At 57.1% G+C, this 13,469-nt stretch carries 12 protein-coding genes; 3 read left to right on the forward strand and 9 right to left on the reverse strand.

Annotated elements, in window-relative coordinates:
- Positions 1 to 131: 131 nt before the first annotated feature.
- Genes dpaL through ACZOF8_RS06880 form a run of 3 tightly spaced genes read right to left on the reverse strand, consistent with a single transcriptional unit; the run spans position 132 to position 3,745 of the window.
- Positions 132 to 1,334, reverse strand: a complete 1,203-nt coding sequence (gene dpaL, locus ACZOF8_RS06870) for a diaminopropionate ammonia-lyase (protein WP_487426708.1) — start codon at positions 1,332 to 1,334, stop codon at positions 132 to 134.
- A gap of 15 nt (positions 1,335 to 1,349) precedes the next feature.
- Positions 1,350 to 2,516, reverse strand: a complete 1,167-nt coding sequence (locus ACZOF8_RS06875; RefSeq protein ID WP_487426709.1) for a M20 aminoacylase family protein — start codon at positions 2,514 to 2,516, stop codon at positions 1,350 to 1,352.
- An 8-nt stretch (positions 2,517 to 2,524) separates the two neighbouring features.
- Positions 2,525 to 3,745, reverse strand: a complete 1,221-nt coding sequence (locus tag ACZOF8_RS06880; protein ID WP_022486717.1) for a Zn-dependent hydrolase — start codon at positions 3,743 to 3,745, stop codon at positions 2,525 to 2,527.
- Between the two features lie 164 nt (positions 3,746 to 3,909).
- On the opposite strand from ACZOF8_RS06880, the gene ACZOF8_RS06885 reads away from it, so the two are divergent.
- Positions 3,910 to 4,806: an AraC family transcriptional regulator gene (locus ACZOF8_RS06885; RefSeq protein WP_022486718.1), complete on the forward strand. Its 897-nt coding sequence runs from the start codon at positions 3,910 to 3,912 to the stop codon at positions 4,804 to 4,806.
- Positions 4,807 to 4,810: 4 nt separating this feature from the next.
- On the opposite strand, the gene ACZOF8_RS06890 is transcribed toward ACZOF8_RS06885, so the two are convergent.
- Positions 4,811 to 5,203, reverse strand: a complete 393-nt coding sequence (locus ACZOF8_RS06890) for an ArsR/SmtB family transcription factor (RefSeq protein ID WP_022486719.1) — start codon at positions 5,201 to 5,203, stop codon at positions 4,811 to 4,813.
- A gap of 86 nt (positions 5,204 to 5,289) precedes the next feature.
- A complete protein-coding gene (locus ACZOF8_RS06895; protein ID WP_288174251.1) occupies positions 5,290 to 6,756 on the reverse strand; it encodes a C69 family dipeptidase in 1,467 nt (488 codons plus the stop codon).
- A gap of 222 nt (positions 6,757 to 6,978) precedes the next feature.
- On the opposite strand from ACZOF8_RS06895, the gene ACZOF8_RS06900 reads away from it, so the two are divergent.
- The gene (locus ACZOF8_RS06900; RefSeq protein ID WP_308664232.1) at positions 6,979 to 7,215 is read left to right on the forward strand and encodes a hypothetical protein; all 237 of its coding nucleotides are present in this window, start codon (positions 6,979 to 6,981) and stop codon (positions 7,213 to 7,215) included.
- A gap of 158 nt (positions 7,216 to 7,373) precedes the next feature.
- Positions 7,374 to 8,384: an oxidoreductase gene (locus tag ACZOF8_RS06905; RefSeq protein ID WP_022486721.1), complete on the forward strand. Its 1,011-nt coding sequence runs from the start codon at positions 7,374 to 7,376 to the stop codon at positions 8,382 to 8,384.
- Between the two features lie 125 nt (positions 8,385 to 8,509).
- Here the strand turns inward: ACZOF8_RS06905 and thiM are convergent, their stop codons facing one another.
- The 4 genes from thiM to ACZOF8_RS06925 form a co-directional block, all read right to left on the reverse strand.
- Positions 8,510 to 9,355: a hydroxyethylthiazole kinase gene (gene thiM / locus ACZOF8_RS06910; RefSeq protein ID WP_487426710.1), complete on the reverse strand. Its 846-nt coding sequence runs from the start codon at positions 9,353 to 9,355 to the stop codon at positions 8,510 to 8,512.
- Positions 9,285 to 9,872 (reverse strand): energy coupling factor transporter S component ThiW, encoded by a 588-nt coding sequence (thiW, locus tag ACZOF8_RS06915; protein ID WP_487426711.1) that lies wholly within the window; start codon positions 9,870 to 9,872, stop codon positions 9,285 to 9,287. Before thiW ends, thiM begins: the two co-directional genes overlap by 71 nt.
- Before the next feature lie 1,183 nt (positions 9,873 to 11,055).
- On the reverse strand, positions 11,056 to 11,445 hold the full coding sequence (locus tag ACZOF8_RS06920) for an endonuclease domain-containing protein (RefSeq protein ID WP_288174454.1): 390 nt from the start codon (positions 11,443 to 11,445) through the stop codon (positions 11,056 to 11,058).
- 600 nt (positions 11,446 to 12,045) lie between these two features.
- The gene (locus tag ACZOF8_RS06925; RefSeq protein ID WP_154488789.1) at positions 12,046 to 13,410 is read right to left on the reverse strand and encodes an MATE family efflux transporter; all 1,365 of its coding nucleotides are present in this window, start codon (positions 13,408 to 13,410) and stop codon (positions 12,046 to 12,048) included.
- Between the last annotated feature and the right edge of the window lie 59 nt (positions 13,411 to 13,469).

Genomic DNA, 13,469 nt, shown 5'->3' on the forward strand with positions numbered 1-13,469 from the left:
AAAAAAATGGATACTTATATTTTATTATATCATAAAAAGGCGCCCCTGTCCCAGGAGGACGGGGGCAAGGAATTATGCGGTCAGGGGGGCAGGCCCGGCGCCCCGCCAATGTGGTCAGGTGGTCAGGTGCATCAACTGCAGGGTTTCCCCCAGGCTCCGTCCCAGACGATGCGCCGGTAGCTCTCCCGATCCGTAGCGCCTTCAGTGCTGATGCACAGGACCCGGGAATCTTTGTCCAGGCCCAGTTCCTTTTTCAGAGGTTCCAGCTCTTTGTTCCGATACAATTCACAGACAAAGCCGCTGGTCACCGCTCCGCTTTCTCCGGAAATCACCCTGGGGTCCCCGGGGACCGGTGCACCCAGGATCCGCATGCCCTGGGCCGCTGCCCAATCAGGAACAGAAGCGAAGTGCTCGGCATGAGCTGCCAGTTCCCCCCAGCCCAAGGTACAGGGTTCCCCGCAGGCCAATCCGGCCATAATGGTGTCCAATGCCCCAGTCACAGTGTGGAGCTTCCCATCCCCGGCAGCGGCCGTACGGAAGATGCAGTCCGCCCGATTGGGTTCCACAATGGTGATCACTGGCTTCCGGCTGCCGTAATAATCAGCGAAGAAACCTGCAAGAGCCCCGCTCATGGCCCCCACTCCCGCCTGGAGAAAAATGTGGGTGGGCGGCTGGGAGAGAGCCTCTGCCGCTTCCAGGGCCAGGGTAGTGTACCCTTCCATGATCCACCCGGGAATGGTTTCGTATCCTTCCCAGGCCGTATCCTGGACCAATACTCCGCCAGTTTCTTCCGCCACCCGGGCAGCATGGCGCACCGTATCATCATAATTGAATTCCGTGATACAGGCATCGCTGCCCAAAGCCCGGATGTTCTCCAGCCTTTCCCGAGAACTTCCTTTGGGCATGAATACCCGGCTCTTCACTCCCAGGCAGTGGGCGGTCCAAGCAATGCCCCGGCCGTGGTTCCCGTCGGTGGCCGTCACAAAGCACAGATCTTTGATCTTTGCATGGACTGCAGGATCCTGGAGCAGGGCAAAAGTCATTTCTGTTATAGGAATCCCCAGTTTCTCTCCCAGGACTTGGGCCACGCAGAAACTGCCGCCCAGTCCCTTGAAAGCATTGAGCCCGAACCGGAAGCTTTCATCTTTCACATAGAACGCCTCCAGCCCCAGGTGTTCTGCCAATCCTTTCAAATCCACCAGAGGCGTGGGCACGTATCCCGGGATGGTCCGATGGAAGTTCCAGGCGGTTTCTGCTGCCTGCCGGGTAAAAAGCCCGTCCCATTGACATTTCCCGCTGGATTTCCGGGTCACGATCTTGATTTCGTTCTCCATGGTCATGCTCCCTTCTTATGCTGCCAGCCGGAGCCTTACCAGCTCGGCCCAAAATTCTGCTCCTGTTGCCAATACATCATCATTGAAGTCATAGATATTCTGATGAAGAGAGACATTTCCGCTTTTCTCTTTTCCAGTTCCCAAAAGCAGGAAACAACCAGGCACATGTTTCAGGAAAGCAGCAAAGTCTTCCGACGCCATCCATGGCTCACAGTCTCCAAAAGTCCGTTTTTCTCCCACCACCGCCTGGGCAGCCCGCACCGCATGCTGGACGCATCCAGCGTCATTGACCGTAGGAAAGAACTCATGGGTGTAGGCAAAGCTGCACTGGGCGTGGTTCATCCGGCAGATTCCCTCCACAATATCCCGCATCCGATTTTCCACCAACTGCTGGTCTTCCGGTGTTGTAGTCCGGGCATCTCCCCGTACCGTCACGGTGGTGGGGATGGCATTGTGAGCCCCATCCGTCTCGATTTCCGTACAGGAAATCACCACGGGACGCATGGGCGGCGCATTCCGGCTGACGATGGTCTGAAGTGCCAGATAAATTTCTGCGAAAGAAGCCAGTGGATCATTTCCTTCGTGGGGAGAAGAAGCATGGCCCCCTTTTCCAGTGATGGTGAAGGAAAAATCATCTTCGCTGGCAGCCATGCCCCCCACCCGGGTGGAAAGGGTCCCGGCCGGCAGGAAAGGCGCATTGTGGAGGCCATAGATTTCATCCATGGGGAACCGTTCGAACAGCCCGTCATCGATCATGGCCTGGGCACCCCGGCCTGGTTCTTCTGCCGGCTGAAAGATAAAGCGGACCGTGCCATTGAAATTTTTCCGATCCGCCAGCAGTTTGGCCGCTCCCAACAGCATCACCGTATGGCCGTCATGACCGCAGCCATGCATTTTCCCCGGACACAGGGAAATATGGTCATGGCAGCTCCGTTCCGTGATATCCAGAGCATCCATATCCGCTCGGATGCCGATACAGCCTTCGCCGTTCCCGCACCGGAGAGTGCCTACCACTCCGGTCTTGCCGATGCCTTCTTCCACCTGGATCCCCCAGGCCCGCATCTGTTCTGCAACCAGCTGGGGAGCCGTTTTTTCCTCAAAGGCCGTATCCGGATGCTGATGGAGATAATGGCGCCAAGCCGTCAGTTGTTCTTTGAAATCCATTTCAATCCTCTCTCCCATCCCCTTTCTTATGCCCCGATCATTTCCCGCACCACATCCAAGAACACATTGGCCCCGTTGATGCAGGCCTGGTCCGGGGTGTATTCGGCCGGATTGTGGCTGATGCCTTTGACGCTGGGTACAAAGATCATGGCGGTGGGACAGATCCGAGCCATCATCTGGGCGTCCTGACCGGCTCCGGACACCATCCGGCGGCATTTCAAGTTCCGGGCAGCAGCGGCTTTTTCCACTTTCTGACAAATTCCTTCATCAAAGGGCACTGGATCGAAACAGGTCATCCGTTTGGCGGTGATTTCCACGCCCTCTTCCTGGGCCAGCTGTTCCAGATAGGCAGCCAGGATCTCTTCATCTCCATCCAATCTGGCCTTGTCCGGATTCCGCAGGTCGATGGTGAATTTCGCCTCACTGGGGATCACGTTCACCGCATTGGGCTGGTAGGCCATGGTGCCGATGGTGCACACCCCGCCGGATTTTTCCACCATCTGCCGACAGAACACATTGACTTTGGCCGCAGCCAGGCCCGCATCGTGGCGGAGCCGTGTGGGCGTAGTCCCTGCATGGTTGGCGGCTCCTTTGATGGTCACTTGCTGCCAGTGGATGCCCTGGAGATTTTCTACAGCTCCGATATCGTACCCTTCCACATCCATGATGGGGCCCTGTTCGATGTGGAGTTCCAGAAAGGCAAAGGGCTTCAGGAACCCGGGTTCCACGGTACCCCCATATCCGATCCGCTTCAGTTCTTTCCCCAGGATGGTCCCATCTGTGCCTACAGAAGCCAGGGCTTCTTCGCAGGAAAGTCCCCCTGCGTACACCAGGCTGCCCATCATATCGGGCGAATACCGGACCCCTTCTTCGTTGGTGAACACTCCCACTACAAGAGGATGCTTGGGACGGACCCCTTGTTCCTGGAGGGTTTGGCACAGTTCGATGCCAGCCAGCACCCCCAGACAGCCGTCATACTGACCGGCATTGATCACCGTATCGATGTGGGACCCCACCATCATGGGAGTTTCTCCCTTGTTTTCCGGCGTTTCCCAGATGCCGAAGATATTCCCGATCCGGTCCACCACTACCTGGAGACCGGCTTCCTCCATCCATGCTGCTACCTGATCCCGGCCCTGCCGATTGGTATCACTGGCCGCCAGCCGGATCCGCCTGCCATCCTCTCCAATGCCGATTTTTCCCAAAGTATTGATATGTTCCATCAGACGCTTTCCATTGATTTCCATACTGTATACCTCCTTGGACTCCCTTTCTTGATGGTTTCATTATAAGAAATCCCTAGAAGGGATTCTATGCGAATCCTGATGAAAAATATCACTAAATTGCGTTTTTTGAAAAGTCTGTTATACTGGAACCAAATCCATCTTCTTCAGACGAAAGGAGTTTTTCCATGCAGGTCACCAACATCCCAGTGGATGCCAGAAACCGGGAATCCACCCGCCACGGGACCCATGGATTTCCCATGGCTGTCTACAATTCCATTCTAAGCCGCAATGTACTGGGTTATACCCGGCTGCACTGGCATGAAGAACTGCAGTTCTGCGCCGTAGTCCAGGGTACTGTGACTTTTTCCGTCAACGAAGCCAGTTGTCAGCTTGAGACCGGAGATGGCATTTTCATCAACAGCGGTTATCTCCACATGGCCCGCCCTCTGGGAAATCCGGATGCAGGCTACATTTGCTTGGATATCCACCCCCGGCTGCTCTGCGGATTTCCCGGTTCTGTACTGGAACAAGACTATGTGCTTCCAGCCCTCTCAGATCCTGTACTGACTGCCCGGCCCCTGTATCGAAAGGATCCTTGGCAGGCGGATGTGCTCCAGAAAATCCGTGAAATCTACCAGGAAAGTGAAACAAAAAGACCGGGCTGGGAACTTCTTGCCACAGCCCGGGTCTATGAAATTTTTGCCGCCATTCTCTGCCACCATCCATCGGATGATTTCCGGACACGGAAATGGTCCCGGGCCAATACCGTGGCCCAGCGGATCCTCAGCTACCTGACAGCCCATTATGGGGAAAGAATCACCCTGGCTCAAATAGCTGCTTATGCATCCTATACAGAAAGCGAATGCTGCCGCATCTTCAAACGGTTCACGGGAGAATCCATCTTTGCCTATCTCCGGGAACTGCGCTTGGAACAGAGTGTCCGACTGCTGGATTCCACCGACCAGTCCATCAGTGAAATTGGAGAAAACTGTGGGTTCAGCTCCCCCAGTTACTACATAGAAGCTTTCCGTCAGCAGTTCCACTGTACACCCTTCCAGTACCGGAAGAAAAAGCGCTCATGACTCTTTACTCTTCACTCTTTACTGTCTGCTTTCCCTCCTGCTCCGGGCAGGTGATGTCGATGAGGAGTTCGATCATGTGGTGGAGGAGCCGGACTTCCTCGGTGTTGGCGGCTTTGTAGTACATTTCTTTGCCGGCCCGGCGGCTGATGATCAGGCCGTTTTCCCGGAGGATCTTCAGATGATGGGACAGAGCCGGGCTGCTCATGTGCATCAGGACAGACAGGTTGATGACACATTCTTCCATGTGGCACAGGAACCAGAACAGTTTGATCCGGTTGGCGTCCGCCAGGCTGCTGAACAGCCCGGACACCGCAGAAAAATTGGCATTTTCCGGCAGATCTTTCAGGATGTAGTTGATATTTTCTCCATGATTGTGGGGCAGTTGGTCCGCTGACATAACGATTCCTCCAATAGTCTTGTTGGGATTATTATAACATAAAAAAGGGGGTGAAAGAATTCACCCCCCCGGTCGTAGGCCGGGGCTCACGCATCCGACCGGGCAAATCCGTTCTTCATTCCGTTGCTGGCGGCGTAAAGGACCTGGCCCAGGACTTTCTTGGTCTCTTCTCTGGCCATGGCGGCCATGGTTTCGTTCCGGGCTTCCAGATACCGGCTTACATTCTCTCCGGCTTCTCCCCGGTCTCCTTCCTTCAGCAGGGCATGGGCCCGGGCGGCCACTTTGTTCTGGTAACGCTCGATCAGATTGGCGCAGGCGCCGAAATGAGCATCGGCCAGGGCCCCGATCAGTCGGTTAGCCCAATAGAACTGATTGGAATCCGGTTCTTCTCCCGTAACCGCCAGATAGTCCGGGGTCTTGTCCACATTGGTGTAGAAAGGCACAAAGGCATTGAACACATTGCATCCTTCGGCGATCCATTCCACGGCCCGCCGGTTTTCCGGCAGGTCCGGCCGCAGCTGGGTGAGAGCCAGGAAGTTGGTCCGGTTGATGCCGATGGGACGGTATTTCCCCCGAAGGCTCCCGTCCCCTTTGTGGCCGTAAGGATCGTAGGGAGTCCCCTGGTAGTGACTGCTGAGGATGTATTTCACGTCTTCCACGGTCACCTTCCGGTCCGGTTCCACGGACCAGGGCAGATCGTCGTCTTCCGGATGGAACGGCGCTTCCGGTCCTTCCCACTGGACACTGAAGGGAGTCAGGCACCGGAGCATGTACCAGGCCCGGGGTGTGTTGTAGGTATGGTCCGCATCATCGTGGCTGCCAAAGGCGGACCGGCAGTCAAAGGCCGTATCTTCCGCCACCGGCCCTTCCCGGTCTTCCGCAAGGGTCAGATCCAGGTGGTTGTCTTCAATGAATTCCGCCAGATCCCGGGAGCACAGGTTGTCCTTTCCCTGGTCCAGGGCGTCCGCCAGGTCCAGGAAATCGATGCCCTGCTGGTTGGGCATGACCACCGCCTCGTCGTCAGGCACCCGTTTGGCAATCCAGTGATGGCCCCCGATGCTTTCCAGCCACCAGATTTCATTCACATCCTGGAACCCGATGCCGTTCATCTCATAAGTGCCGTACTGTTCCAGCAGGCTCCCCAGCCGCAGCACCCCTTCCCGGGCAGACCGGATATAGGGCAGCACCAGGGTCAGCAGGTCCTCTTCGCCAATGCCTCCCGGCACCAGAGGATCCGCCCCCAATACCCGGGGATTGGAGGTGATGGTTTCCGTTTCCGTCATGGCCACATTGGCGGCGTTGATCCCCGCCTCTCCCCAGATCCCTTCCGTGGCCTGGGCATTGGGCATGGCCGTATAGCGCAGAGGATTGTCCGGGAGGTCGATTTCCACTTGGGAAATCACGCTTTTGTAGTGCCGGGGCTGGTCCTCCGGCCGGACCACGATGAACTTCTTGGCGGTAAACTGTCCGGAAGGAGAATCCTCGTTCCGGGCCATCATGGTGGATCCGTCAACGGTTGCATTCTTTCCTACTAATAATGTGGTACACGGCATTGTTCCGTCTCCTTTCGTATACAGAAGGGGGCTGTCGCCCTTGCAGCAGCCCCCTTTCCTTTTATTTTTCTTCATACCGGTGTGCATGGTCATGGCAAAGGCGAAAACCGTGGCCCAGGCCCAGAATTTATGCTGTTTCATGGATGTTCCCTGTCTGCAGGTCCTTCCCTGCCGCTTTCCCTTTATTATACCAAGCTAACCTGGGGAATGCAATCTCACAGGATGATCGGGTATGTCCTGACCCGACTGACCGGAGTCACCTTTCCCTATTACGTGGGGTGCCTGTTTGGGGGCATGCTCTTCCGGAACATCATGGATCATTATCAACTGAATCTGAACATGAAGGAAGTGGACCTGATCGGCAGCTGCAGCTGGTTCATCCTTCCGGTGATCACCGTAGTTTTCATCAACATCTGCAAGACGCTGATCATTACCCTGTTCATCAATCTCTGCAAGTAAAAAGGTTATTCCAATCCAAAATCAATTTGCTGAACTGATTCCCTATGGCCACTGCCCAAAGCAAGGGGCTGCTGCATGTGCAGCAGCCCCTTGCTTTTCCTTTGTCTCCCCTGTATAATGGCAATTGTATATAAATTAATTACAGGAGGGATTTTCTCATGAACCATCCCCTGCTCCACCAGCCCATCTCCCTGGGTTCCCTGACCCTGAAGAACCGTCTGGTGCTGCCTCCCATGGCTACGGAAAAATCGGACAAGGGCCAGGTGACACAGGCCCTTGTGGATTATTATGGAGATATGGCCCAGAGCGGGCCAGCCCTGATCATCCAGGAACACTGCTTCGTTGCTCCGGAAGGCCGGGCCAGTGTCCATCAAATTGCCTTTGATGAAAGGGCAGATCTGGACGGGTTGAAACGGATCACCGCCGCCGTCCACCAGCACCATGTCCCCATCCTAGCCCAGCTGAGCCATGCAGGCAGTGCAGCCCATAAGGCCCTGACAGGACAGGAGCCTCTGGGGCCCAGTGCCGTCCTGAACCCGGCCCGGACCGCTTCCGCCTACGGCCAGCCGGAACTGCCCCGTCCCATGGGGGAAAAAGACCTGGTCCGGGTGCGGGACGCCTTTGCCGCGGCCGCCCTCAGGGCCCGGGAAGCCGGCTACGACGGAGTGGAGATCCACGCTGCCCACGGGTACCTGCTGAACCAGTTCTATTCTCCCCTTACCAACAAACGGACGGATGCCTATACCGGCAGCACCCTGGAAGGCCGTACCCGTTATCTCCGGGAAGTGATCCAGGCTGTACGGGCCGCCGTCCCGGCTGATTTTGCGGTGACCCTGCGGCTGGGAGGCGGAGACTACATGGAAGGCGGCTCCCGGCCGGAAGAACTGCCCCAAGCTGTGGAACTGCTGCAGCAGGAAGGCCTGGACGGCATCAGCCTGTCCGGCGGCCTGTGCATCTTTTTCCGTCCCGGCCACCCGGAACCAGGTTATTTTGCAGAACTGTCCCAGGCCGCCAAAGAAACGGCCCGGATCCCGGTGCTCCTTACCGGAGGCATCGTCACAGGAGATCAGGCAGAACATTTCCTGGCCACCGGTCAGGCCGATCTCATAGGCCTGGGCCGGGCCGCCCTGAAAGACCATCATGTGTTCCGGAAGATATTGGAAGAATAGCAAAGGGTTTGTCCTTCCAGCTTCATGTCGAATTTGTGGTTGGGGTCTTCTGCATAGGCTCTGGCCTGGAACAGGATGCTCTTTTTTTCATTTCCGTTTTGCAGGGACAAAAAAAAGACCGTGGCTTACCCGACGGTCTCTGCAATCTTCACTTTCTCTGCCACCTGCTCCCCGGTAAGATTGGACAGGGCATCCAGCAGACGGATGTGGAAGGTGCCCAGCCCAGGACAGTCTTTGGCGGCTTCTTCCCCGGCGATGCCCAGGACCGCTGTGCCCAGGGCCGCGGCAGCCAAAGAGGATCCACAGGCGTGCCAGGTGCCTGCCAGGGCCCCCACCATGCAGCCGGTGCCGGTGAGACGGCCCAGAAGAGGCGTCCCGTTGGCAATGCCGAAGGCGGTCTCTCCGTCCGTCACCAAGTCCACTGCCCCGGTGACCAGGAGTACCGCTCCGTGCTGCCGGGCATACTGGCCGAAGGCACGGGCATCTGCGGCGAAGTTTTCCCTGGTCACCGCATCCGCCGCCCCGGCATCCACTCCGTGGGCATGGGCGGAAAGGCCGCAGAGGGTCCGGATTTCCGAACTGTTCCCCTTGATGATCCCGGGCCGGTTGTGTTCGATGAACTGCTGGGCGTACACCAGCCGCAGGGTACTGCAGGCCACTCCCACTGCATCCAGCAGGATGGGGATGCCTTTTTCATGGGCCTTTTCCCCGGCGATTTTCATGGCTTCCAGCCGTTCCTCATTGATGTTCCCCAAATTCACCACCAGGGAATCTGCCGCCTCCACGATCTCTTCCACTTCTTGGGGATGGGAAGCCATGGTGGGACTTCCCCCCACAGCCAGGATGGCGTTGGCGCTGTCATTCATGGTGATGGCATGGGTCATGCAATGGATCAGCGGTTCATTTTCCCGCACCCTGGACATGATGTCCATAAAGGTTCTGGGCAGCTTGCGGATGACTTCCCCGGTCATAGATATTCACTCCCAATTTTCTCTGGAATTCCAACAGGGTCCCGTTCCGGGACAGGATGGTGAGCAGCCCGAAAGCAATGGAACCGCCGATCAAGGTACCGGCAATGAAGCTGGGCACGTAGAACATCCAGGAAAGGCCGGTGCGGCCCATGAGGATTTCCATTACAGGATAGGACACCATGGCCCCGATGATCCCGGTGCCGATTACTTCACCCAGGCAGGCGGCAATGATCTTGCCCCCGCTGGCCCGGTAGAAGATCCCGGAAAGAGTAGCCCCGAACACCGCCCCGGTCAGGGCCAGAGGCGGGATCCCCATCACCGTCATCCGGATGATGCCGATGAGGGTGGCACACAGGAGAGAATACCAGGGCCCCAGCATCACCGAACAGGTAATGTTGATCAGATGGGCCATGGGGCACATGCCTTCCACCCGGAGAATGGGGGAAATCACAACCCCCAGGCCGATCATCATGGACAAAAACACCAGACGCAGGACTTTTTGCTGTTTGCTTTCCATAAAAAAACTCCACTCCTTACTGGACCGGTCTGCCGATCCTTCGGGAGTGGAATCGATTCCATTGCCGTATCCATTCCACAGCGCCAAAAAAGATGGCAAAAGCCAATCCTGACGGTCGGTACTGTGGTACCCTCTCAACCCGGCACACGGGCTCCCTCGCTGTAAAATGAATACCAATCCAGGGCGCTCCCCCTCGATCGTTACAAGTATAGCAGATTGGGGGAATTTGTTCAAGGGGAGAGTCGGGCCGGTATGTGTCAACAAGTTCTCGGTAAATCCTTCATCACAGTATCGTTATTCATTCATGTCCGAAAGTGAAGAGTGCAGAGCATGGACCCGTAGAGGCCGCACAACCGGCGGCTCGCCAGATGTACGAATCTCTGACCCCAACGATGTAGGGGGGCGCCGCAGGCAAACCCGTCCCGGCCGCCCAGAGGGCAAAAACTTCTATACCCATACACCCGCGAGGGCTCTCCGCCGGGAGGGCAGACCCGTTCGTCCCTGGCGGGAGGCTCACAGCCTATCGCCTTGCCCTGACGGTCAAAGGCTGCGGCTACGGACCAGGAAGCCGGACCCCATCGCCCGCGTGCTCCACCCCAGGAGCGACAACACCCGATGTTGTCCCGCCGACTCCTCCTGGGCCTGTCCTCCCGGCTCCCGGAGAATCGATGTATACTCGTACAAAGTACCAGCAAGGCCGGAGGCCAAGTCCGCCCTGCAGGGGCGGGGGACCGTTGCGCCTGCGCAATGGTGGTGGGGGCATGAGGTCCTGAAAGGACCGAATACCTTGGCGGGGGTACGGATATTTCGGCAGAACAAACAGCAACGAAGGGCACGGGATTGCCGGTGCTTCCCCGTTCTCTTTCTTGCCGCTCGTTCCGCTGTTGTCTATCGTACCTGCAAAGTATCGGCTATCGCCGATGCCCCCACCACCATCCTTGCGGATGGTCCCCCGCCCCTGCAGGGCGGACTTTTGGCTGTACACCTATTTTTATCATGCTGCTGTTGTCTATCGTTCCTGCAAAATATCGGCTGCCGCCGATGCCCCCACCACCGTGCTCCGCACGGTCCCCCGCCCCTGCAGGGCGGACTTTTGGCCGTGCGATACAGATGGATTGAATTTCTTGTCGGACCCTTTATTACGCCCCTCCATGACTGGACAGTCCCCGCTCCCTACCGTGATTCATTCTGTCCCCAACTTCTTCATTCTTTCCCGAATCACCCGGTCGATGTCCTCCGTTACTCCGGAAAAATTCTGCATCACATCCAGATTGGAATACCGTAGGACCAGAAAGCCCAACCGTTCCAGTTGCCTGGTCCGTTCTGCATCGGCTTTTTTATTTTCCGTCTCATAATGCTGTCCTCCGTCCAGTTCAATGATTACCTGAGCCCGCTCGCAGCAAAAATCCACAATGTATTTTCCAATGATGACCTGCCGTTTCACCCGTACAGGATATCCTCGGAAAAAATCAAACCAGAGATGCCGTTCTTCTTTTGTCATGTTTCTTCTCATCTTGTGAGAAAAGTTTTTCAGGTAATCCGGGATTCCGTTCCTGCCAGCCAAAGTCAACACTCCCCGAAATTATACTGAATTATCTTATAATATGGTATTTGTAATTATAAAGCAAGGCCGGAGGCCAAGTCCGCCCTGCAGGGGCGGGGGACCGTTGCGCCTGCGCAATGGTGGTGGGGGCATGAGGTCCTGAAAGGACCGAATACTTTGGCGGGGGTACGGTTCAACCGTCCTGGAATCCAGCAATGAGACCTGCGGATATGAAGATCTTGCTCCTGCCGATCACCCCGCTGTTGTCTATCGTTCCTGCAAAGTATCGGCTATCGCCGATGCCCCCACCACCGTGCTCCGCACGGTCCCCCGCCCCTGCAGGGCGGACTTTTGGCTGTGCACCTATTTTATTGTACTGCTGCTGTCCATCGTTCCTGCAAAGTATCGGCTGCCGCCGATACCCCCACCACCGTGCTTGCGTACGGTCCCCAGCTGCGGCATAAGCGACCACCAACGCCGCTGAAGCGTCGGGTGCCTGCTTATGCCCCTCCCGGGGCGGACTTTTTGGGCCGTGCGGTCCATTGGGGCCTATTCAGCAGGCGGCCGGGCCTGCTGCCCTTACGGATAAGCAAAGGTTCCTCCGGCCGCTGCCAACCTGCTCTGCACTCTTCACTCTGCACTCTGCCCTATTCCAGTCCCTCCCAGCTTCCCCCGCTTCCAGTCTCTCCAGAACAGGGCACCGATCAGCACATCGGCGGCCAGCCAGCTCAGGGGATAGCAGTACATGATGTTCCGGTAGGTGGGGTTGGCGGCATAGACGGTGGCCAGCCACAGGAGCCGGGTGCCCACGATGCTCACCAGCATGGCCAGGGCCGGGGTCAGGGAGTTGCCGAACCCCCGCATGGAGGCGGACAGGCTTTCGTAAATCGTTGACAGGAAATAGAATCCGATGATCAGATGGATCCGCATGACCCCCAGATCCACCGCTTCCTGCTCCAGTCCGAAGATCTCCAGGAAGGGCCGGGCCACCAGGAACACCAGACCGATCAAAACGCAGGTGAACAGGAAGTTCAACGTCAGGCCCCGGCCCAGCACCTTCCGGCACCGTTTCAGGTTCCCCGCCCCGAAGTTCTGGCTGGTAAAGGTGGTAATGGCCTGGCCAAAGGCGATGATAAAGGGATAGGTGTTGATTTCCAGCACATAGGCCGCAGCCGAAGCCGCCATGGCCAGGGCCCCTTCGCTGTTGATGGCGGACTGGATCACCATATTGGACAGATTGAACACCATGCCCTGGATCCCGGCAGGCACCCCCACCCGGAGGATTTCCCGGATGTCATCCAGCCGCAAACGGATGGCTCCCGGATAAAAATGGAGCACCCCGTGTCCATACCGGAGCATCCGCAGCAGCAGCCCGGAACTGACGTAATTGGACACGGCGGTAGCCACCACCACCCCGGCCAGCCCGAACCCCAGGAACACTGCCAGGAAATTCCCTGCAATATTCACCAGGCTGGCGGTGATAAGGGACAGCAGCGGGGTCCGCACATTCCCGTGGCTCCGGTATACGGCGGACAAAAAGTCGTAGAGAGTCATCCCCGGCATGCCCAGCAGATAGATCCGCAGGTAAAATTCCGAAGCAGCCCGGACCTCTTCCGGCACGCCCATCCAGACCATGAGAGGTCCGGCCAGGATTTCCCCCACCACCAGGATGAACAGCCCGGTCAGAAGGGCCATGAGCACGGTGGTGTGGATGGCCTGGGAGGCTTCCTTCAGCCGCCTTCCTCCCAGCCGCCGGGCAATGAGCACATTGGCCCCCAGGGAAATCCCCAGGAACAGATTGACCATGACCCCGATCACCGGAGCATTGTTCCCCACTGCCGCCAGGGCCTCCTTCCCTACAAAGCGGCCCAGGACCATAATGTCCGCCGTATTGAACATCTGTTGGAGGATCCCGATAAGAGCCACCGGGATGGCAAACTGGAACAAAGGCTTTGTCAAAGAGCCTTCCAGCATGTTGATTTGCGAAGCAGCCAAGGCATTGATTCCTCTCTTTCTTGTATCATAGCATTTCTTCTATTATACACTGTACCTGG

This window comes from Acidaminococcus sp., assembly GCF_057597765.1.